We start from the raw sequence: 23991 nt of genomic DNA on the forward strand, positions 1-23991 counted from the left end.
CTGCGCGCCTTACGCGGCAGATTCCATCTGCATTGAGTATACATATTAATGACATTGTAGGTTTATCAATACAAAGTGATATGTATAACACACACTTTTAAAAAAAAGTATGGTCACAGCCCTACCGATGCTTGCAAAATCACATTTTTATAATTTTATTGATTATTTTACTATATACTATGTTTTTTAGTGAACATCGGTAGGTGTGACTGTGACCCCACCTGCAGGGTGGGTGTGAGCCCAAATATCTCTTTATCCTTAAACCTTCAATGTCAATAATAAGACTTAGTTGTGATGTTTCCCACCTTTGGTGGGTGTGATACAAAGTGACTTCTTTTGTCAAAGCCTTAAACGTCAATAAATTACTTAGTTGTGATGTATTGCGTGCGAGCACGCCTCGTTAGGTGAGCTACCATCTCACGCGAAGCGTGGGTATATTCAGAGCAATTTGTCATAATCCGTTTTATACTAAACTGTCCCTCTACTGCACGCCTTACGCGGCAAACTACGTTTGCCCTGCCGATGCTTACAAAATCACATTTTTATAATTTTATTGATTATTTTACTATATATAATGTTTTTTAGTGAACATCAGCAGGGCGTGCGAGCACGCCTCGATAGGTGAGCTGCCATCTCACGCGAAGCGTGGGTTTATTCAGAGCAATTTGTCATAATCCGTTTTATACTAAACTGTCCCACAACTGCGCGCCTTACGCGGCAGATTCCATCTGCATTGAGTATACATATTAATGACATTGTAGGTTTATCAATACAAAGTGATATGTATAACACACACTTTTAAAAAAAAGTGTGGTAACAGCCCTGCCGATGCTTGCTAAGCCACATTTTTTATATAATTTTTATTATATTTTTTTTAATATTTCAGTTTAATTTATTTCATTCTCTCCAATTGTTATTTGAGTATACCACAGGTTTTATAAAAACATATTAAGGACATATCCGAATATTAAAACGGCATAACTGAAATTAGTTATGCCGTTAGTATTAATTTTCTTAACCGGATATGTATGATTTACACTACTAAGAAGTTGCTGAAATCAGCATAGCCGCCCTTTTCACCGACACAAGCAAGCGCAAATTTTGCTCCTACCCATTTGCCCTGCATACATTCAAATTCACCAAGACTGATGAAATCGCTTCCATCAACGCTGTATGATACACGGCAGCTCGCTTCTTTACTATTTGTGCAGGAAATAACTTCAAGCCTTAAATATGCCTCGGTTGTGCCGACACACTTATCAGTAACTTTCCATTCTCTGTTATCAGTCTTAAAGTTACCGTTACAGTATTCAACAATTCCCTCATCAGTCAGCGCTACATAACCATATTTTTGACCAATAACCGCCAGCACTGCCTTATTGTTTCCAACACCCTTAGGCATTGAAACTTTAACAGTTGCAACCATCGAAGGCGCCTGCCAAAGCTGGGTTAAAAGATTCGGAAGATTCCAGAGATATTTATCCTCTTTTGTCTTTAAGTCCTCACTGTACAGTCTCAGACTTCCTTTATTTTCAGTCAGTGAATACCATTCTTCTTTATTATTAGCCTGCCACTGCCACTGGAGACCAAGTTTATCTGATGAAAAATCATCTGAAGTAGGAATTGTGGTTATCGGATATTCTGCGCCGACATTTGGCTTCTTACAACGCATAACCGGTTGTCCGCACAGGCCTGTGTCCGCGTTTTCACCCATTACCGGCCATCCGTCAACCCATTCTACCGGCTGAAGATGAATAATTCTGCCTATTACCTCTAAATCCTGAAAATGTACAAACCAGCTCTCTCCGCTTTCAAGCTCAACCAGTCCGCCCTGATGAGGACCGTTGATTTCTGTAAGACCTTGACGCAATACAATGTGATCTTCATATGGACCGTAAACATTCTTTGACCTCATTGCCACCTGCCAGCCGGTAGGAACCCCTCCTGCCGGGGACAACACATAATACATTCCGTCTCTTTTATAAAATTTGGGTCCTTCTATAGTCGGCTGACTTATAGTTCCGTTAAATATAATCTTATCTTCGCCTATAGCTTTTGTTCCGTCCCAAGTCATTTCGCAGACTGCAATATGGCTCTTGATTCCGCAGCGGCTGTTGGCATATCCATGAACTATGTATGCTTTTCCGTCATCATCCCAAAGAGGACAGGTGTCTATAAGTCCAACCCCTTCTTTAACGAGTATCAAATCTGACCACTCGCCGTACGGGTCTTCTGTCCAGGTCATAAATATACCTATATCAGGGTCGCCGTAATATATGTAAAACTTTCCGTCATTATATCTTATAGCCGGCGCCCATACACCGCAGCCGTGAACCGGCTTATTATATCTGTCGGGAAGCTTTTTGACAGCGTAATTAATAATTTCCCAATTGACCAAATCCTTTGAATGCAGAATCGGCAGTCCCGGAACATATGTAAAGCTTGACGCGGTCATATAAAAATCGTCTCCGACCCTAATCACATCCGGGTCTGAATAATCAGCATACAAAATTGGGTTTTTAAAAGTCCCGTCTCCCAAATCCGCAATCCATTTTCCTTCCAGTGTGTTCATAATTTTCCTCCTAAATCTAAACATATCCTAAATCAGGCGGATAAAAATCCGCCTGATAATTTTATAAAAACATATACTATCGTTATAATTTTGTATTTTGTTAAAACTAAATAATATCGTAAGTTTTCTAATTTTAATCAAAAATGACGATATGCAATAATAAAAATTTTTAGCAATACTTAATCACCTGAAAAAAATATATAGGAATTCTTAGCCTAAAATTTATCAACGTTAGAGTTAAGTTTTTGCAAATATTTTAGCAAACAATAATCCTTTATTAAAGAATAAAGTTATATTATTTAACTGATAACTTTATGACAGCAATATTAACTGCTTAATACAATTTTCTCAAATGATATACCGTTAAAACTCAACCGCTATTTTCTCTCATGATACTTTTATCAAAAATCACATAAAGCGATTTCCTGACTTTTAGCAGTTGCCATATTTTAATATAAATTCATAAAGATTCTACGCCAATTATCTCATCTAAAACAACTCTAATTGATTATTTCGAGTTTTCAGAACTTCTCACTCCATCGTAAAGATAAAGCGGAAATCTCTGCGTATAACAATCAGTCAAATCTATAAGACTACTCCGTCTTTAAAGATAGAAATTTCACGATAACCGTTCTTCTCATTATTTGTTTGCCTTCCGTTTGCTACGTCTATAACAAAATCAAACAAATCCTGAGTGAGAACTTCACCGTCTACTATAGGTCCTGCATTAAAATCTATCCAGTGCGGTTTTCTTTCAGCCAGTCCTGAGTTAGACGAAATTTTTACAGTTGGAACCGGTGCTCCCAGAGGAGTTCCTCTTCCTGTTGTAAACAAAATCAAATGACAGCCTGAAGCGGTCAGATTTGTTACTGCAACAATATCATTTCCGGGACCTGTGAGAAGGTTTAAACCCTGCTTTTTCACATGCTCGCCAATCTGAATAACGTCAACAACATCGCTGGTACCGCTCTTCTGCACACACCCTAACGACTTATCCTCGAGCGTTGTTATGCCGCCCTTTTTGTTGCCGGGAGAAGGATTTTCATATACGACCTGATTATGGCGCATAAAATATTCCTTAAAATTATTGATAAGGTCAACAGTTTTGTCGAACGTCTCCTTATCATGACAGCGGTTCATCAGCAGAGTTTCAGCGCCAAACATCTCCGGAACTTCGGTAAGTATGGTGCTTCCTCCGTGAGATATCAAAAGGTCTGAAAACTGACCAACCAGCGGATTAGCAGTAAGTCCTGAAAAACCGTCGCTTCCTCCGCACTTTAATCCTACAACCAATTTTGAAACATCACATTTCTTTCTGGTAAACTTCTGAGCGTACTCAACAAGCTCACCGATTAGTTTCAGTCCCTCTTCAACCTCATTATCATAGTCCTGAGTGGACATAAATCTAATTCTTTCAGGATTATAATCTCCCAGTATACCCTTAAAAACCGGAATATTGTTATTTTCACATCCAAGACCTAAAACTAAAACACCGGCAGCATTTGGATGATTTACAAGACCCTTTAAAATCGCCTGAGTAGTTTTTTGGTCGTCGCCCAGCTGAGAGCAGCCAAACGGATGAACAAAATTAAATATACCGTCTGTTTTTCCCTCAAACAGCTTATTTGCTTCGCGCGCCAGCAGTTCTGATGTCTTGTTAACACAGCCGACAGTATTGACAATCCATATCTCGTTTCTGATACCTACGCTTCCATCATCGCGCACATAACCTTTAAAATATGCCTTTTCGTCTGCCTTTTCCACACCTTTAAGCTGCGGTTCATATTTGTATTCCAATATACCGCTGAGATTGGTTTTTATGTTATCGGTATGAACATGCTCTCCCTTTTTTATATCGCGTATTGCATGACCTATAGGATAACCGTATTTTATAATATCTTCGCCCTCTTTGATGTCCCGGTTTGCGGTCTTATGCCCGTCAAACTCTCCGCCTACATTTACTTCAACATTGTCAAGAGGACTTATTTTAATTTTTCCCATTTGTTTATCTCCTTTCTCAAAGCGAAAGAATTAACATATCAGCCGTTTACAACTTCTTCCATAGCGGCTCTGATACCCTTTTCTTCTATTGATTTTAGATAACCGTTTATTGAGTCTTTTAACATACTTAAATCTGTTCCCCAATATTCTTCTTTTGAAAGAATATCGTCAACAGAAGCCGTCTTCATAAATTCCATAACATCAGGATTATCGTTAGCGGCGTCTGTTCTATAGAAAGCTATAAGTGCAGCCAGCGAGAACACAAGGCACTTTGGCTCCTTATTGTTCTCTTTTATATATTCAAGAACTGACGGCAGCACTCTGACCTGATACTTTGATACTGAATTCAAAGCTATGCTGAGCAAATAGTGCTTGATGAAAGGATTCTGGAAACGCTCTATAACATCATTGGCAAATTGAATCAATTCATCCTTAGGAAGGTCAAGAGTCGGTATAATCTCATCAAATACACCGGTCTTCATAAAGTTGAAAACAAGCTCGTCATCCATAGCTTCTTTAACTGTTTCAAGCCCTGCAAGGTGTGCGGCAAGTACCATCATAGTATGCGCGCCATTCAGAATTCTAACCTTTCTTTTCTTATATGGCGTAACATCATCTGTCCAAAGAACGTTAAGCCCTATCTTATCAAAAGGAAGTTCCTCTGCATATTTCTTATCGCCTTGGATTACCCACAGGTGGAATATTTCAGCAGTGTCTATAATATTATCGAGATAGCCGTATTCCTTCTCCATCTCAGAAGCAGTATCACGCGGATAACCTGTAACGATTCTGTCAACCAGAGTATTGGTGAAGTAATTCTCTTCCTCAACCCACTTGATAAAGTCATCGCCGTAGCCAAAGTCTTTAGCATACTTCAAAACACAAGCCTTAAGCTCGTCGCCGTTTTTATCAATAAGTTCACACGGAAGCAGTAAAAATCCCGGAAGCTTATTATCAAATCTTCTCTTCATGAACAAAGTCAGTCTGCCAGGGAATGTAAGACCTGCAAAATCATCAGGATTTTGATTCGGCTTATACTCAATACCGGCTTCTGTTGTGTTTGAAATTATATATCTGAGTTCAGGATTTGAAGCACACTCAAAGAATTCATCTGTATTCTCAAATGGGTTTATACCTCTTGTGATACAGTCAACAACTCTTGTCTCCTCCACCTTTTGACCGTCCTGCAAACCTCTCAGATACAAGGTGTACAAGCCGTCCTGCTCGTTTATCATAGGGATAAGACCCTGTGCGAGAGGCTGAACTACTACAACTCCGCCGTCAAAGTCTGCTTCCTTATTCAATCTGTCAATCATCCAATCAACAAATCCGCGCAGAAAATTTCCCTCTCCAAACTGCAAAAACTTCTCAGTAAGCTGACATTTTTCTTTTCTCTTTAGTCTCTCCATAAATTGTTCCTCCTAAAAATATATTAACGTTCAATTTTCAAGCACAGCTTATATTAGTCTACGATCTTAACAATCTCCTGGTTCTCATTGCTCTTTGCAACACCGTTCACTGCTAAAGTAGCGTTAGATTCAGCGTCAGTTTCGATAAAGTCTTTTGCTGTAGGTGAAACCATTGAGTTGCTTATCATAATATCCTTTGATTCTTTTATCTCAACAGCAGTGTTACTTCCTTCAGAAGTGAGACCGCTTACTTTAACCAATTCTGATTTTTCTATGATTATTGAAGAAGTTTTTTCAACATCCAAATGCACGTTATTAAAACTTACGTCTTTCATATTAGCGCAGTAGAAACCGTGACCCTTTGTCGGCTCAATATGCCAAGCCATAATCGGCGCACTTGCCACATCATGGTCTCCCTTTGTCATAGAACATACAAAGTTATCAACATGGAGACTGGTAACAGGCATCTCAGGAATACCATATATATATCCGGCAGCACACTTTACTTCACGCGCGGTAACATTGCTTATGTATATATTCTTAAATACCGGAGTGCTGTCTTCAACCGGTTTTTTCTCAAGAGAGAATAACTCCATATCGTTAGGGTCGGTTCCTCCGCATTTATAATAACCGTTTATTGTAAGCGGCGCGAACACGTTTGTCATCATAATATTGTCTATTCTAATATCCTCAACGCTTCCGCCTCTCTTACGGCGCGTCTTAATTCTTATACCTCTGTCGGTTCCGTTAAACACACAGTTTGAAATCGTAACATTTCTAACTCCGCCTGACATCTCGCTTCCGATAACAACTCCGCCGTGTCCGTTATTCATAGTACAATTGGTTATCGTTATATTTTCGCATGGATACTTCTTCTGCAAATAGTCGTCCTCGGTTCCTGATTTCAGAGTAACACAGTCGTCACCCACATCAACCTGACAGTTTGAAACATGAACATTAGAACAGCTCTCAGGGTTTATACCGTCCGTATTAGGAGAATCAGCCGGATTCTTTATTGAGATACCGTCAATCGTCACATTGCGGCAGCACATAGGATGAACTGTCCACATTGCAGAATTTATGATACTGATACCGGAAAGTCTTACATTTTCACACATAATTGGTTGGAAAGCCCTGGGTCTCTGTTCATTTTTAGGATTTGACCACCAGTTATATCCTCTTCCATCCAATGTTCCGCGGCCTGTTACAGTTATATTTTTTGCATTTCTTGCGGCAACAAGTCCGGTATGCCCTTCTCTGTTATATCCTTCTAGGTCTTCTTTAGTTATCATTGGGTAGTCCTCAGGATCAGCACTTCCCAAAATTGTAGCTCCGCCTTCAAGATAGAGCGTCATATTGTCTCCCAAGATTATCGAACCGGTAACATATTCTCCCGGCGGAAAATATACTGTTCCTCCGCCCAGCTTTTTCAGTTCACCAATAACCTCAGCTATTTTTTTAGTGTTATTGGTTGTTCCATCCCCCACAACACCAAAGTTGGTAACATCAAGAACAGATGAAATAGTGTTCATTTGTAAAACCTCCGTTTTTACTATATCCAAATTTTTATTTCTTTTTTATTATCTTACTTGCCGTTTAATACTCTTTTTAAAATACTATATCTAACAAAATACTAATATATAATTGTTTTACTATCAATATATCTAATAAAACATAAGCTTTCAAATTTAATATACTTCGTGTTTTAATCTAATCAGTCGGGTATTCCGCAAATTTCCCAACATATGACATCAACGTTTCCGCCTCGTCATGCGTCAGCTGCCTGCTCCAGTCCGCCCGTTCAGACACATCTATCAGATGTCCGTGAGAATCTGTATTATTATATTCCAAATATCTGGTGTTCTTCGCTTCTGTCCCCTCTTCAAGCCTCCACGGAAGCCATCCAACCGGGGCGCAGTCAAAATTATAGGTACATTCTATAAATGCAGTATGTGAATTGATTCCGTCGTCCTGCGCTCTCCATGGGCGTCCCAAATATATACATTCACAATTTTCATTTGCGCTTATATAACAATGATAAAAAACAAAACCTGCTTCTTTGTTTTCAGAAGTGTTTGCCGCCGTTATATAAGATTTTGAGCGAACACAATTTATATCACATTCCTCAAATAACGCTGCCGCGTCTCCAAAAATAAAATCAACGCTTCCCTCAATATAACAGTCATAAAAAAACTGTCTTGTTTCGCTGCCATGAATATACATGGTATCCTGCCAGCCCAAAAAATTGCAATGATGAAAAACTGATTTATCAGCACCGCAGCTTATTGCAAGCGCCTGCGTCACAGCTCTGTCAGAATCAATTCTGTTATAGCTGTTCTCAAACGTTATGTTTTCCGCCTTAAATCCAACCGCCGTTTCTTCAACAGTCACTGTCGCAGATGTAAATGTATTATATTCTACACCATTTTCATCACTATTCCCCGAAGCGGCGTCATAGGTCAACGTTACAAAGCCATCTCCAACCAAAGTTAGATTTTTTTTTGCAATATTTATCTTTTCTTTATATATTCCTGACGGAATAACAATAATATCTCCGTCATTTGCTGCTTCAACAGCACTTTTTACAGTTTTGTAGTCACGTCTTACATATATATTCATATTTTTTTACCCTAATACGCAAGACAACTGCCAAATATAGCATTCGGCAGTATCTTGCGTTTTATTAAATTTAGTGTTTTAGTTAGATTTATTTATTACTTAAATCTAATTTATTATCTTACTGAGCTTTTGCAAGTTCAGCGTTTTCTTTCTCAATTTCAGCCTTTGTTCTCTCATAAACAGTTGTCTGAAGTTCAATAAACTCCTGCAGACCAACTTTGTTCATGTCAGAAATATACGCGTTCCACTGAGCGTCGTTGTTAGGATCAACATCGCCTGAGAAGAATCTCTGGAGATATTCATCTCTCTTAGCGTTAAGAGCTGTCTCAAGGTCACCGAACTTCTGCTCTTCATCCTCAGTGTATCTCATAGGAATCTGATCGAAGTAGTAATACTTATCCTGTGCCTGGAAAGCGTCCCAAAGAGCTTCAACTTTCTTACCGCGGATATTGTCAAACATTGTCTGCTGTTTTGCGAATTGTGAACCGAATGAACCGAATTCCTTAGATAAGGTCTTATCTGTTTTCTTATCTGTAGCCGGATTACTCTCGTCATACCAGCCTGGAAGCATCTGCGGCTCGCCGTTAACTATTTCATAACTTTCGCCTTCAACACCATATGTCATATACATCTGACCTTCTTCTGTAGCATACCAGTTAAACATCTTAAGAAGTGTGTTGTATCTGTCCATATCGTCTGAAATACCAGCGCTGAATGCAGGTCCCCAGTTTGAATACAGAGGGTCTTTCTTATAGATAGTACCCTTTTCCGGGAAAGCTGTTATCATATTACCTGTCCACTGCCAATCAGATACTTTATCAGGATTTGTTCCCTTTGTCTTCTTATTAAACTCGTCTATGTTATAAACATAGTTATAAGTTATAAAGCAGTTATCCTGTGCAAGTCTTGATGAAAAAGTATCCTTGTCAAGTGAAAGGATTTCCTTATCCATAAAGCCAGCGTCATTGAACTTCTTGATTGTCTTATACATTTCTCTTGCATTATCTGTTGTCAAAGCGTATGGAACATACTCTTTAGTAACAGGGTCAACATATGAATGCTGAGTTAAGATAAGCTCAGGAATCCAGTAAGCCTGGAAGAAACCTGTGAGCGCGCTACCCGGTGAAGTTGTTCCCATACCATTACAAGAAATTATAATCTTATCAGGATATGCAGCTTTAATCTTTGCACAAACATCATAAAGCTCATCAATTGTCTTCGGGAACTCAGTTATTCCCAACTGGTCAAATACATCTTTTCTGTAATCCCAGCACATCTGAGTTTTTTCCTGTCTCAGTGTAGGCAGATAATACAGTTCTCCGTCTGAACTCTTAGCGAGCGCCAAAACCTGCTTAAAGTCTTCTTCACTCCATAAGTTTTTCCAATCCTTCAAGATTGGATTATCACCTGTATAAGCTTCTTCAGGAATCGGGTCTAGGTATTTATTGGTAGCCCATTTCTTATACTGAGGCTCTTTACCGCCTGTTGTGAAGTCTGCTTCGTTACCGGTTGAATATGAAATGTTTGTCTTTGTTTCCCAGTCACCTCTTGGGATTCTTTCATATTCAAGTTCAACACCAAACATGTCTTTCATTCTCTTAGCAAAATCAGTATCCTGACCTTCAGCATACTCGGTTTGATCCTGAGTATACATATTCATACGATAAGTATAAATTTTATTGCCTTCGCTGTCAACATACGAGCCTCTACCTGCCGAGCCGCAGGAAGCCAGCAAAGAAGAAGCCAGCACTACTGATGTAGCTAAAGCCACAACCTTCTTTAATTTCATAAGTTTTATCCTCCTAAATATATTTAGTTTAATTATGCTTAACCCTTAACAGAACCAACCATAACACCCTTAACGAAATACTTCTGGATGAATGGGTATACACACAGCATAGGCACGATAGAGATAAACAGCGTTGCATACTTAAGTGAAACAGTACTTACTGTTACAGTGTTAAGTTCGCCGGCAGCCTGCGCTTCAGCAGCAAGCTGGTTCTCCATAACTATCTGTCTTATAATATACTGCAAAGGATACAGATTCTTAACTCTGTCGCTCAGATAAAGCATAGCGCTGAACCATGTATTCCACATATACACACCATAGAACAAACCTACGGTTGCAAGTGCAGCCTTTGAAAGAGGCAAAATAATCTTAACAAAAATAGTAAGTTCGTTTGCTCCGTCTATAAATGCGGCTTCTTCAAGCTCAACCGGAACGCTTTCAAAGAACGAACGCATAACTATCAAGTTATAAGTTGAAATTGCAACAGGAAGAATCAACGCCCATCTTGTATCAAGCAGTCCAACCATCTGAACTATCAAGTATACAGGAATCATACCTGCTGTAAAGAACATTGTGAATACAATCAGCTTTGTAATAAGACCGTGAAACGGAACTCTGTCCTTTGAACGCGACAACGGATATGCAAGCGTTGTTGTCAGCGCCAGGGAAATAACTGTATACAAAACTGTGTTGATTACTGCCTGCAGGAATGACATTGGAACCGTCTTACCTGTAATAATTTCTTTATACGCATCTAAGTTCGGCTCAACAGGCCACAAAACAACTTTACCTGCCTCAAAAGCGGCTTGGCTCGAAAGTGAAACCGAGAAAATGTAGATGATAGGATATAGAGTTACAATCATGAGCAAAATCAAAAATATGTAAATAACTACATCCAAAATAATTGATGATACTGTATTGTCTTTTACCATTTTTTAGTCCCCCTCTCTTACCACAAACCTGTATCGGTGAGTTTTCTCGATAAGAAGTTAGCGAAACATACAAGTATAACGTTAATTATCGAGTTAAACAAACCAACTGCCGTAGAGAATGCTATCTCACCCTCTTTAAGACCCTTGTTGTAGATATATGTACTTAGTATCTGTGAATGTTTATATGTCGCAGGCTGCTGCAAAAGCAAAGCTTTGTCAGCGCCGAGTGACATTATCTTACCAATCTGCATAACAAGCAGAATTACAATTGTAGGCTTTATAAGCTGAATAGATATGTGCCACATTTTCTGAATTCTGCTGGCGCCGTCAATAGTAGCAGCTTCATAAAGCTCCTGGTCAACAGCTGAAAGAGCGGCTATGTAAATAATAGCACTCCAGCCTATACTCTGCCAAACATCTGAAGCGATATAGACCGTTCTGAACCACTCTGTTCTCTGAAGGAATGGAATACCTTCTTTTACTAGATGCAGTTTAAGCAAAAACTGGTTGATAATACCTTCATTTGCAAGACTTCCCGCACCTACAGGAGTCTGCTGTGAAGACAAGAACAATGTGAGCATACCAGCAACTGCCGCAACTGATACAAAGTGAGGCAGATATGATACTGTTTGTACGATTTTCTTAAACTTAGCACCTCTGAGTTCGTTGATGAACAATGCTAAAATAATAGCCAGAGGGAACAGCCAAATGATATGTAAAACACTCAATACGATAGTATTCCATACGTAGTTCCAAACATCAGGTATGGTGAAGAATCTAATAAATTCCGCAAAACCATAATTGTCTGCCCATGGACTTCCAAGAATACCTAATCTTGGCTGATAATCTTTAAATGCCGCTAACAAACCATAAAAAGGCCAATACTGGAAAATTGCATAAAATGCAACACCCGGAATCATCAGCAACAGCAAGAACTTTCCTCTGGAAAATTTGCTGCATTCATTTTTGAACCAGCCGGCGATACCCTTTTTTTCTTTCTTTGTGCTGCCGGCACTGGTATCAGACGCCGCAGCCGCGGCCGCAGCCGCTTTTTTTTCTTTACTCAAAGCGTATTCCTCCCCTTCTCAATAGGATAATAGGCAATAAAGCCATTTCTATAATACTTATGGTATTATTATATAAGATTTGCACAAATAAATCAAGAAAAATTCTACCATTTTTGCAAATTTCACAATAAAACTTTAAATATTATAAAAATTACAAGTTTTTTGTGCTTTTTACATAAATTTTATGCTGGAATTTAGTCTATTTTGACATCTATTTTGACATAAAATTATAAATTACAACAGCCGCTTCTGCTCTATTAGCATAATTGAGAGGGTTGAAACAATTATTTTGGTCACCCTGCATAATTCCAAGAGCGTATAAAGCACTCACGTATGGTCTTGCCCAATCCGAAATCATATCAGCATCGCTGAACTCCTCTGTCAAGTCTCCGTAAACTGCTGTTGCTCCGTCCACGGCTCTGCATATCATAGCCGCCATTTCTTCACGCGTAACATTTCTGTCAGGTTCAAACGTCAGTTCTGTTGTACCGTTAATCAATCCATATCCATATGCTTTATTTATATACTCGGAATACCATTCCGACTTATCAACATCAGCAAATGAAGGTTCACCCTCAGTGATCACCGCATTTGGATTTTTAGCTTCGTAAGCACCGACGAGCATTTTTGAGAACTCTGCACGGGTAACATTAAGTTCAGGATTATAACTTCCTGTTCCGTCTCCTGATACTATACCCTGCTGAGTCAAATTTGCAATTGCGGGTTCAGCCCATTCAAAACCGGCTAAATCGCTGAATGTACCATTGGAGATTCTAAAATCACTCAGTTTAAATTCAGACACCTTAAAGTCTTCTGCTGAAGCTCCGAACAGACCAAAGTAATAATTTTCACTTAAATCTGTCTCTTCTTCTCCGACTTTCAGCCACTCAGCTCCGTCCTGAGAATACTCTGCGGTAACTTTATTGCCCGTCTTGTTTATTCTGAGCCAAACAGGTGTATTTTTATATTTCTGCTGACCTATTTTTTCATATACTTTGCCCTTTTCAGAGTTCTTTGTAAACAATTCTCCATTATAAATTTGGAAATAGAACACATAGGAATTGTCGCCGGCACTCAGTCCGTCTCTCAGCAAAAATCCTACCTGGTCATACTCGCTGACGTCTTGGGCCTCAACTTTGAATGAAGCAGTAAAATCACCGTTCATACCTGTATAAGCATATGGGTACTCCTCGTTTGCAACATCCGCTACTCCGAATCCTGTTCCGTATATTTTTACTGTGCCGTCTGAATTAAAATCAAATGCGCCTCTCATCTTGCTGTCTCCAACACTGACAGCATCCCAGCCCGGCATAGCTGTAAGGTCAGATACGCCTATACTTACAGACGCGCTGTTTTTGGCTCCGTCCTTATCATAAGCAACGGCAGTAACCCAGTGGCTGCCGGCTTCCAATCCGTCAATCTTAACATTAAACGGAGCTGAAGCGTCTTCCTGATACAACTTACCGTCCACATACAGTTCAGCTTTCTCTAAAGCTTCACTGTCGCCTGAGGTTACATTAGCTGTTATTTCATCTGTTGTATAATACTGGTTTTGTTCAGAGCTTATTCCGTTACGGTTTGAACTTATAGAAAGCTCAACGTCGGGTATAGAATTCTCGCCATAATTTTCAAGAGTCAAGTCCTTATATTTGCCCCAAGCATATGTTGATATTTCATTGGTTTCCTTATTGCCGTCCTGAGCAACTCCGCCGTAATTTATACCTGAGAAGTTAACCATTGTCTGGCTGAGGAGGTTCCAGTCCATACCATTCTCAGAATGATAAGCGGATACTGTGCTGCCCTCTTTAACCAGCTTTAAATATCTCGGCAATACTTCAAGCTTTAAGAATTCACGGTTATACTTTCCGTCTTGTCTGTATTTGAAAGCTATACCTGAGCCGCCCTTTTCTATTTCGTAGTTAACCATAACGAAATCTGACTTTTCAGTCAACTCATCACGAATCATAAGTCCGCTGGCACAGTTGTTATTCAGCCTTGAAACTGAGGCAATCTGTGTAGAAAGAACTGCGTTTTCATCAACAGGCTGATACATATATGAGAATGAATCAGTAGTCGGATCGCCCAGCGCTATATTAAAATCATTTCCGGGACCGATAAGACCGCTGCTCTTAACTGTATAAACGCCGTCTCGGTATGAATAGCTTCCGTCCATTGTGGACTCGCCTATATCGGCAGTCAGCCACGGCGAAACTGAATCTGTATAATTAATATTTATAACCTTTATCTCAGAAGTTGTAGCTTCTCCGGCGCTGTCAACCGCTCTTGCCGACATATACGCTATTCCCTCTTCCGCATTGCTCAGAGTGAAAGTATATGGGCTGGATTCAGCTGTTCCAACCATCTCATCATTTTTATAGAACTCAACCTTAGAAATTGAACGGCCGTCAGCTGCTTTGGCTTCAGCTTTGAGTTCTATCGGCTCTCCGTAATTGTAACACGTATTGTTTTTAATATTTAAAGTAACTTCAGGATTCTGAGGCTCAGCCGCAGATTCAACTATACCGTTAAGATAATTTTCCAGGTTTGTATATCCGTTGTCTGCAATTATCTTTCCGTCAGCCGGATCAGATTTATTTAAACCGTTCTTCTCCTCATAACTATCCGGCATTCCGTCTCCGTCAGAATCAAGAGGTGCTTCCGCGCTGTTTAAAGTTGGCCATCCGCCGACTTCAGATTCATTATTAACCGCTCTTCCGGTACCGTTTTTGGTGTCATTAATAACTCTTGCATCATACGAATCACGTCTCGGAACAGTAGCGCCGGCGTCAACAAGTATTTTTTCGTATGCTTCCTGGGCAGTGTCTATATTATCCATAGGAATAAGCGAATCATAGACAGGTTCGTCAACATAGTTCGGAGCTTCTGCACCCTCGTTCAGAATAACGCCCTTTAGATTATCGTTTGTAACCTCACTGTTTCCTTCCAAAACGTTTCCGCTGAAATAGAACACTCCGGCCTTTGACGGATTCCAAATTCTGTTCTTTACATCCGCATTTGTAATAGGACCGGTTTTGTAATAGTTATTTATAACGTTTACTGTAGCTTCCTCGGCTCCGTAAGCATTATTAAATCCCCAGTTGTAAATAACGTTGTTTACCATATCGTTGTCGTTTATCCCCTCAAAATCCGGGTGTGTGCTTGATAATGACGAGTATCTCGGCAAACGGCTGGTGTGTGTGGCAACAAGGTTATGATGATATGTTACATTAGCTCCGCCCCATATTCCGCCGTAACCATGACGGCCTTTGGCATGAACAGCAAGCGCAAGGCTTTCGCTTATCATACACCACTGAACTGTGGTATTGGCTACGCCATACAAAGACATGGTTTCATCAGTTGACCAGCTGGTAGAGCAGTGATCCAGAATTATATCCTTTTGATACCTTGCAAACACAGCGTCGTTTTCTGCATGAGAAATATCGCCGGGTCTGAAACGCATATATCTTATGATAACGTTATCCGCCGCAATAACAATATTGTAGTCTCCGACACAAATACCGTCTCCGGGAGCCGTCTGACCTGCTATAGTAATATTGGGCTGGTCCAGCTTTAAAGCAGATTTCAAATGAATGGTTCCCGAAACATCAAATACTATTGTTCTGTTAGGTTTGCTTACCGCGTCTCTAAGCGACCCTTCGCCGTCATCGTTTAGATTTGTTACGCGGTACACTTCTCCGCCTCTTCCTCCGGTTGTATATTTCCCGCCGCCTTCTGCGCCCGGAAATGCCGGAAGATTAATTGCCTGAGCCTGCTCAGGCGTCATAAATGTTTCATTTTCCAAAGCTGCTTCTTCAGCAAATGCAGCAGGCATTATACTCACAACCATCAAAACAGCTATAAGTAATGAAACAATACGTTTAATACTAAAGTTTCTTCTCATAATTGATTCCTCTCTTATATAAAGATACACTCCAAATTAATTTTCTTATGTTCATAAAATATCCGATACTCCGGAGCTAAAAGCTCCGGAGTTCTTACATATATAATTATACGATTTTATTCATAGATGTATGTCTCAAAACTCAATCCATACAAGTTTATTCCTGCGTCTCCATAAACATATATAGTTGTGGCTTGACCGGTATAGGTATACTTTGCGCTCATTTGAGTAGTCAGAATAGTCTTGTTCTCACTTCCGTCATTGATAACAACGCTTCTTGTTCCGCTGCTTCCTGCCGGTTCTCCATAAACGACAATATCAGTAGTTCCGGCCGGAACTTCAAACGAAACACATTTGCTGGACTTGCTTCCGGGACCGCCTATTTTATATCTCTTAGAGAATGATATACCGTCAATTGTTTTTGATTTGCTCTCAAGAGTTCCGGTTGTAGCAACTGAAAGACCTGCATATGTCTTTCCGCCCTCAAGAGATGTTAAACCGCTGAATTCTTCGCTTGAACCGAAGTTCCAGAAATGAGAATCGAGCACTTTTTTAACGTTTGATGACTGGCTGAGCTTTACGCTGACATTATCAATATAATATGAAGCAGTCATACCGGCTTCAGGCTCAAACAGAACTGCGTTTGTTACATCGTATTTCTTTTCTGTATTAATCTGAGCACGGAAATCAGAACTTTCAATACCGCTCATATCAGCGCACACATTTCCATCCTGGTCTTTGAGTACCATCTGTGCTGTATCACCGCCAAATCCCATATCAGCAACCAAATCAATATGATACCATTTTGAAGCACTGTATTCATACCCTGTGGACTGTCCTCCAAAATAAACCAGTCCATCGTCCGCGAATGAAAGCTTAAACGCCTTATCTCCTGATTTTACTCTCAGATAAACATTCATTCCGGTCTTGTCGCCGGACATCATCAAGTCAGCTCCGGCAGTGATTATATTAGTAGAATTCTCAGGCAAAATATACTCGCGGAAAATATATCTCGGAGACGAATAGTCAGAATTAGTAGAAATCTTCATCTTTCCTGTCTCGTTTCCGCCTATGCTCTCGTTTGTCCAGGACGGGTTAAGAACATTTTGCTCCTGCTTCTGCCACATCCAATCAAGACCGTAATTAAAGTTCCATTCTACCGCGCTTGAATCAGATACTTCCTGCGCTGTACCGTCAAACGGGTTACAAATTGGAATCAAATCACTCAAATTATTCCAAAGAAATATTTTATATGTATCCCCATTTACGCTTCCAACATCAACACTCTCACCGCTTATCTCAGCGTTCTTAGCGTCAACCAGAACCCCATTCTCATCGTATCCGCACGCAATAACTGTTCCTGAGGTGAAACCATTGCCCGGATTAATATTAACCACGCCGTTTTCATAACTCTTTATATATGTTTCGGTTCCGCCGCCAAAGCTCTTTAATTCTTCTGTTGAAACCCAGCCAGCGTCAGAAGCGGCGCTTCCTTCTCCGCTTACTGTACCGAATCCCATATAATAGCTGTCGCCTATACCGTCGCACTTTATACTGGTTAACAGCACTTTTGTCTTATAAACGGTCGAGCCGTTTTCAGTTTGATATATATTTATTGTATCTCCAACTTTTTCAGCAATAAAGTATAAGTTCGCAGACTGGCCAATAACGTCAGTTACATCCTGAACAAGAGTCATCTCTTCGCCTGCGCCGCTTCTCTTCATAAGCTGGTATCTCGGCTTACCGTCCTCACCGATGTTTCCGCCGAAGTAATATGTTACGCCGTCGGCTGTTAAGTCGTTCTTTATAACAACTCCCATTTGTTTGCCGTCCTGCATACGGCTTCTGTAATATATCCTGTTGTCGCCGCTGAACTCCTGGCAAAGGTATCCGAATTTGTCGGATGTTCCGCCAATACTGCCGCTTGTATCTGTAGCTATTTTATAAGTATAATCATTAGTTCCCAAAACGTATGCTTTTACGTCATCGGGAGCATTTCCTATATCAACTATCTGCCAAGGTGAAATATCCTGAGACACAACAACATCAACACTATCAGCACCTGAACCTAAATTTTCATCAAAGCAATATACTTGTAATGTGCCTTTAGCTACGCCTGTAAATTCAACAGGAATATTAATCGTTTCTTCTCTGTCCAGCTCGTTTGTACTGGAAGCAAGCGGAGCACCGTTAAAGTAAACCCATACCTCTGTTACCTTTTTACCCTTATCAGGAGTAACCTTTACTTCGACATTAGCTGACAAACCCAGTCTGTCATTATTTTTTATATTAACAATCTTTGCAGCAGGGTTAGTTTGCTCTGTCACAAGCTGGCACACATTAAACTTTGTAACTGTCTCGCCTTGCTCCACAGCTGAAACATATGCAGAAACCGCAGCGTTTCCGGTTTGTTCTCCAACTTCGGCAACCTTTTCCCATTCAGCTAAGCTTGTTCCCGCATATAGCGACAGAACGCCTTCTGACTTTGAAATCTTAAACAACTTATATTTTTCAATGCTCTTGGCTGCGCCGTCCCAAATCTGAATATTTCCGGCTTCTCCATAGTAAATAACTTGTTCAAAGTTATCATTATACATCTTGCCTATAACAAATTTAGTTCCGCTGGTTTCATCAAGTGAAGAAATACCGCTTTGAACGTTTATATTTTTATTAGAAAGTTTATCTATTCTTGCAACCATGTCATAGTCGCCGGAAATATTAGATTTCTCCATCTTTCCGCCGTCTAAAACAGTATAGTCATCTCCGTCATACCACGCATTTTCAGCAGTCCAGCCCTCCGGCACTGTATCACCGGTTACAGAGACGGTTTTAACCGGGCTGAAAATATAACTTCCGTCGTTCTTGATAACTTTCACTGTGAAATCATTATCCCCTGTTGGAAGTTCAGAAACTGTAATCGCTGCAGCTCCGTTTACAATTGATGAAGTTTCTCCTACCTTCTTGTCGTTGCAGTACAATTCTGCTTTTTCAATATTTGAAACTCCTGCACCTGATATGTTAACAGTAAAGTTAACTTCCTGATTGCTTTGCACAACGTTTTTATCGGCGCTTATACCAGCTTCTATATCGGTTACAGGAGTTTTTGTTATTGCCTCCTCAACAAATATTTCAAGCCAGGTAAGTCCGTCCGGACCAATATTCTTGCTGTCGTGAGGATTAGTTTTGTCAAGACCCATTTTGTCTTCCCAAGTATCTGCTATGCCGTCGCCGTCAGCGTCATAATCACCAGCTCTAGTCTCCTGCGCGAGCGCCGGATATCCTCTGCCGTCATAATTTGTGGCGCCCTCTGGTATACAATCCGTAGGGTCGTCTACAAGACCAACGCTGCCTTTGCTTCCGATTGGAGCTGTGCGGGTTTCAACCTCGCCTATTATTCTTGTATCCACTTCGTCACGCTTTGGAAGAGTGGCTCCCGCGTCACTCAGAACCTCATTATAAACATCTTCTGCAGCGTCCAGAGTTATAGGATAATTATTATCATATTCCTGATATTGTTCATCAGGCGTTTCAATTTTCATATTGGTCTTATCCGCAACACTATAAACATTTGTTGCAACATAAACACCGGTATGCAAATCATCCTGCCAGTTGTTCTGATTAACAAGCTGGGCGTTTTTATAATCGCTGTCGCCCTCGTCAACATCTATTTTATTTCCGGAAGCATATACGCTTCCAAGCATATTCGGCTTATACTTCTGCCCAACGCTAAGCTCAAAAATTCTTGAGCGTTTTCCTGCCGGTGTTGCCGGACCCGGTCTGTAAACATTGTTCTGTATGTATGTCTTAGCTCCGTTTTCAGTTCCGTATCCCGCCTTATCGCCCCAGTTATAAATGACATTATTTTTCATATCAACCAAAGTTTGGTCATCGGTATATCCCTGGGTCATAGCCACAGTTTCAGATGTACCGATTTTAGGATTACGGCTCTTATGGCTGGCAATCAGATTATGGTGTATAGACAGATTTACGCCGCCCCAAATTGCCGCATAACTGTGTTCGCCCTTATCATGAACACTTTGGTTAAGCGCCTCCGCTATAATACTTCTTTGGATAGTAACATTTTTAACAGCATAGGCTGACAAGTTTTCATCAGTACCCCAGCTTACACTGCAGTGGTCGATAATAACATTTTCGCAGTCGTCAGTTATTTCCATACCGTCCTGCGCTCTTGTGTCTTTGCCCTCCGCATCATGAGCTCCGACGCGGAAACGCAAATATCTTAAAATTACATTATCGGCTCCGACCTTAACATTGTTCGATCTGAAGCAGATACCGTCTCCGGGAGCCGTCTGCCCCAGTATAGTCATATTGTCATGGCTTATAGAAACATTGCTTTTTAAATCTATATAGCCGGACACGTCAAAGACAACTATTCTGTTTCCTTTTGAAACCGCATCTCTGAATGAACCCTCACCACTGTCATTCAAATTTGTTACATGATATACCTCAATCTCTCCGCCGTTATTATAAGCGCCTCTGGCTCCCTGGGAGTACATTCCTCCGCCTTCAGCGCCGTTAAAAGCTACAACGTTCATAATATTTCCGCCTGCGCCTCCTCCGCCGGCTACTGTCTGCGCAGCAAAAACCGGCAGGGATACAGCGCTTAAACCAACAGCGGCGGCAGTCAGCAGTGAGCCGACTTTACGCACTAACTTACCTCTTTTTTTCATTAGATTTTCCCCTTTCCTATGTATTTAAATAAATAACAATGTCTCAGTTCAACGATTCAGAGCTGAACTTCATAATATAAATCAAATGAAACCTGTCGCCTAATCAGACGAACTGATTCTTCTATATAATAAAAAATTAATTCTCATATAAGCACCAAAACCGCAGCAAATCATAAACATTTGCCGCGGCAGTTTCCGGTATTGCCGGAAACGTTTGGCGCTTTACCGACATTTATCTATTCATTTCATCCTGATGACCTGTAGCTTTATGGCTTGCGATTATGCTGTCTATTTCTCCCAAACTGCTGCAGGACATATCGCCCATTACAGTATTCTTAACCGCCGACATAGCGTTTCCATACTCAATAACCTTCTGCATATCATCACAGGTTATCATACCATATAAGGCTCCAGCCAAATATGCGTCGCCGCTTCCGACGCGGTCCACAACCTCAATATTCATATATGGCTCTTCTTCATAGAACTTTCCGTCATAGTATATCTTAGATGAGAAGTTATGAATTTTAGGGCTGACAACGTCACGCCTTGTGGTGCACACAACTTTGCAGCCATATTCTTCGCAGTAACTCTTCATTATTTCCTCAAGAGTTCCCGTTTTCTGAAGCATTCTTCTTGAAGTTTCCTCGGACACAAACAAAATATCCACATAAGGGAATACAGAAGTAACAGTTTTTCTGGCCGTTTCCTCATCCCAAAGTGACGCGCGGTAATTTATATCAAAGGATATTACCGCCCCGCCCTCTTTAAACTTCTTCATAACCTCTATAGTGGTCTCTCTGAGCTGCTCGTTAAGCGCAAGAGTTATACCGCTGACGTGAAACACAGAAGTCTTTCCGTAAATAGACGGGTCTATCTCGTCTATCTTAAGAGTGGTCATAGCGGAATTGGCTCTGTCGTATATAACAGAAGACTTTCTAGGATATGCCCCCGTCTCATAATAATATATTCCAAGCCTGCTTTGTCCTGAGTGGTCGTATACGATACAGTCGTCGCTGACGTTGCCGTATCTAATCATATTTCTTATAAAGTGACCGATTTTATTTTCGGGAAGCTTTGTAATAAGAGCGCTGCGAATTCCCAAAACAGCTGAACCCGAAGCCACGTTCAGCTCCGCTCCGCCCGCTTTTTTGTCAAACGTGTAGCTTTGAGAAATCTTATCCGTTCCCGGCGGCGACAGACGAAGCATAACCTCGCCCATTGTTACCAAATCATATTCTTTGTTTGAATTTATAAAGTCCATAATATCCTCCTATTTTAACTCCCCTGTCATCAAAATCCTAAATTTCTATGCCGAAATACTCTTTAGCGTTATTGAAAGATATTCCCTTAACCACAGTCTCAAGAGTGTCCATATCATCAGGGAATTCTCCGTTTTCAACCCATGTGCCCAAAAGGTTACACATGATTCTTCTGAAATACTCATGTCTTGTGTATGAAAGGAAGCTTCTTGAGTCTGTAAGCATTCCAACAAACTTATTAAGAGCCCCTAGGTTTGCCAGCGCTTTCATCTGCTCTGTCATACCGTCTCTCTGGTCATTGAACCACCAGCCTGAACCAAATTGGATTTTTCCGGGAACTTCATTGCCCTGGAAATTTCCGAGCATTGTAGCAAGAACATAATTATCTTTCGGGTTCAAAGTATACAATATTGTCTTCGGCAGTTTGCTCTCCACCTCAAGCGCGTTTAACAGCTTTGAAAGAGGAGCCGCAATACAATAATCGCTTATAGAATCAAAACCGGTGTCTGCGCCTAGTTTCTCAAACATTCTGGTATTATTATTTCTGAGAGCTCCGATATGAAGCTGGAAAGTCCAGCCCAAATCATAATACTTTTCACCAAGCTTAACCAAAGTCTTGCTCTTATACGCGTCAGTCTCAAACTGGGTCAGTTTTTCACCGTTCATTGCCTTTTTGAAAATAGCCTCAACTTCTTCATCAGACACGTCCTCAAACGGAACACTGTCTAAAGCGTGGTCAGAAACACGGCTTCCAACTTCATTAAAGAAGTCAATTCTCTTATATACAGCGGAAATCAAATCCTGATAACTGTCAATTTCAGCTCCTGCAGTATCTGCGAGCTTCTCTATATACGGCGCAAATGTAGGCTTGTCAATATTAATCATAAAGTCAGGTCTGAACGCCGGCAGAACTTTCGCCTTTATATGACCTTTTTCTTTAATCTTTAAATGCCATTCCAAATTATCAACAGGGTCGTCCGTTGTGCAGATAACGGCAACGTTTGAATCGTTTATCAGCTTAGACGGGCTCATTTGAGTTGCTTTAATATGAGCGTTTGCCTTTTCCCAAATTTCATCGGCAGTATCTTCGCGTATAACAGTATCTATACCGAAATATCTTTGAAGCTCAAGATGGGTCCAGTGATAAAGCGGATTGCCGATGCCGTACTGCAAAGCCTTGCAGAAAGCTCTGAACTTTTCCTGGTCGGGAGCATCGCCTGTCATATATTTTTCATCCAATCCGCATGAACGCATGTAGCGCCATTTATAATGGTCTCCGCCCAAGAATATTTGGGTTATATTATCAAACGGCTTGTCCTCATACATCATTTGCGGGCTCAAATGGCAGTGATAATCAAAAATAGGCATGTCCGCAGCAAAATCATGATATAACTTTTTCGCTGTCTCATTGCTGAGCATAAAATCCTTATCCATAAACTTTTTCATAGGTATACCTCCAAATATTACAAAATTTTTATTACTTTATAATAGGTTTATATATTTACAATATAGTTAAGCGTATGATAGAAATTATTTACAAAATATTCATAATTCCCTCACATAGCTATCCTTGTATATTATACACTATAACACACTAATATTGCAAATGTTTTTTTAAGTATATTAACGGATTAATTGACTTATGCGAAAACAAAACCTTTCATTTTGATAATCTGTATTTCTCTTTAGCAAATTTTCTGTATTTTTAGAAAAACTATTGATTTATTGCCACGGCTTTGATGACATCAGTG

Annotated in this window: 12 protein-coding genes; all 12 read right to left on the reverse strand. The window is 40.3% G+C overall.

Annotated elements, in window-relative coordinates:
• Window positions 1–1033 precede the first annotated feature (1033 nt).
• Complete coding sequence (locus B9O19_RS04395) at window positions 1034–2572, reverse strand: glycoside hydrolase family 43 protein (RefSeq protein ID WP_102365280.1); 1539 nt, start codon at window positions 2570–2572, stop codon at window positions 1034–1036.
• Window positions 2573–3157: 585 nt separating this feature from the next.
• Window positions 3158–4573, reverse strand: coding sequence for a UxaA family hydrolase (locus B9O19_RS04400; protein ID WP_102365281.1), 1416 nt, complete (start codon window positions 4571–4573; stop codon window positions 3158–3160).
• 38 nt (window positions 4574–4611) lie between these two features.
• Window positions 4612–5982, reverse strand: a complete 1371-nt coding sequence (locus B9O19_RS04405) for a tagaturonate reductase (RefSeq protein WP_102365282.1) — start codon at window positions 5980–5982, stop codon at window positions 4612–4614.
• A 53-nt stretch (window positions 5983–6035) separates the two neighbouring features.
• Complete coding sequence (locus B9O19_RS04410) at window positions 6036–7514, reverse strand: glycoside hydrolase family 28 protein (RefSeq protein ID WP_102365283.1); 1479 nt, start codon at window positions 7512–7514, stop codon at window positions 6036–6038.
• Between the two features lie 178 nt (window positions 7515–7692).
• Window positions 7693–8601 carry a pectinesterase family protein gene (locus B9O19_RS04415; protein WP_102365284.1) on the reverse strand — a complete coding sequence of 303 codons (909 nt, stop codon included), beginning with the start codon at window positions 8599–8601 and terminating at the stop codon, window positions 7693–7695.
• Window positions 8602–8719: 118 nt separating this feature from the next.
• The gene (locus B9O19_RS04420) at window positions 8720–10390 is read right to left on the reverse strand and encodes a type 2 periplasmic-binding domain-containing protein (protein WP_102365285.1); all 1671 of its coding nucleotides are present in this window, start codon (window positions 10388–10390) and stop codon (window positions 8720–8722) included.
• 38 nt (window positions 10391–10428) lie between these two features.
• The gene (locus tag B9O19_RS04425; protein WP_102365286.1) at window positions 10429–11322 is read right to left on the reverse strand and encodes a carbohydrate ABC transporter permease; all 894 of its coding nucleotides are present in this window, start codon (window positions 11320–11322) and stop codon (window positions 10429–10431) included.
• Window positions 11323–11339: 17 nt separating this feature from the next.
• Window positions 11340–12389: an ABC transporter permease gene (locus B9O19_RS04430; RefSeq protein WP_102365287.1), complete on the reverse strand. Its 1050-nt coding sequence runs from the start codon at window positions 12387–12389 to the stop codon at window positions 11340–11342.
• 211 nt (window positions 12390–12600) lie between these two features.
• Entirely contained in the window at window positions 12601–16290 is a 3690-nt protein-coding gene (locus B9O19_RS04435; protein ID WP_102365288.1) for an S-layer homology domain-containing protein, read from the reverse strand.
• Between the two features lie 116 nt (window positions 16291–16406).
• A complete protein-coding gene (locus B9O19_RS04440) occupies window positions 16407–20981 on the reverse strand; it encodes a pectate lyase family protein (protein ID WP_102365289.1) in 4575 nt (1524 codons plus the stop codon).
• Between the two features lie 232 nt (window positions 20982–21213).
• Complete coding sequence (locus B9O19_RS04445; RefSeq protein WP_102365290.1) at window positions 21214–22242, reverse strand: sugar kinase; 1029 nt, start codon at window positions 22240–22242, stop codon at window positions 21214–21216.
• A gap of 37 nt (window positions 22243–22279) precedes the next feature.
• Window positions 22280–23686 (reverse strand): glucuronate isomerase, encoded by a 1407-nt coding sequence (gene uxaC / locus B9O19_RS04450; RefSeq protein ID WP_102365291.1) that lies wholly within the window; start codon window positions 23684–23686, stop codon window positions 22280–22282.
• Window positions 23687–23991: the final 305 nt, after the last annotated feature.

Origin of the sequence: Monoglobus pectinilyticus (assembly GCF_002874775.1) — a bacterium.
Taxonomy (GTDB): domain Bacteria; phylum Bacillota; class Clostridia; order Monoglobales; family Monoglobaceae; genus Monoglobus; species Monoglobus pectinilyticus.

What these genes read in the sequence shown, in the direction of transcription:
- B9O19_RS04395 (WP_102365280.1), bottom strand. Translation starts at nt 2,572, where the DNA reads ATGAACACACTGGAAGGAAAATGGATTGCGGATTTGGGAGACGGGACT.
- B9O19_RS04400 (WP_102365281.1), bottom strand. Translation starts at nt 4,573, where the DNA reads ATGGGAAAAATTAAAATAAGTCCTCTTGACAATGTTGAAGTAAATGTA.
- B9O19_RS04405 (WP_102365282.1), bottom strand. Translation starts at nt 5,982, where the DNA reads ATGGAGAGACTAAAGAGAAAAGAAAAATGTCAGCTTACTGAGAAGTTT.
- B9O19_RS04410 (WP_102365283.1), bottom strand. Translation starts at nt 7,514, where the DNA reads ATGAACACTATTTCATCTGTTCTTGATGTTACCAACTTTGGTGTTGTG.
- B9O19_RS04415 (WP_102365284.1), bottom strand. Translation starts at nt 8,601, where the DNA reads ATGAATATATATGTAAGACGTGACTACAAAACTGTAAAAAGTGCTGTT.
- B9O19_RS04420 (WP_102365285.1), bottom strand. Translation starts at nt 10,390, where the DNA reads ATGAAATTAAAGAAGGTTGTGGCTTTAGCTACATCAGTAGTGCTGGCT.
- B9O19_RS04425 (WP_102365286.1), bottom strand. Translation starts at nt 11,322, where the DNA reads ATGGTAAAAGACAATACAGTATCATCAATTATTTTGGATGTAGTTATT.
- B9O19_RS04435 (WP_102365288.1), bottom strand. Translation starts at nt 16,290, where the DNA reads ATGAGAAGAAACTTTAGTATTAAACGTATTGTTTCATTACTTATAGCT.
- B9O19_RS04440 (WP_102365289.1), bottom strand. Translation starts at nt 20,981, where the DNA reads ATGAAAAAAAGAGGTAAGTTAGTGCGTAAAGTCGGCTCACTGCTGACT.
- B9O19_RS04445 (WP_102365290.1), bottom strand. Translation starts at nt 22,242, where the DNA reads ATGGACTTTATAAATTCAAACAAAGAATATGATTTGGTAACAATGGGC.
- uxaC (WP_102365291.1), bottom strand. Translation starts at nt 23,686, where the DNA reads ATGAAAAAGTTTATGGATAAGGATTTTATGCTCAGCAATGAGACAGCG.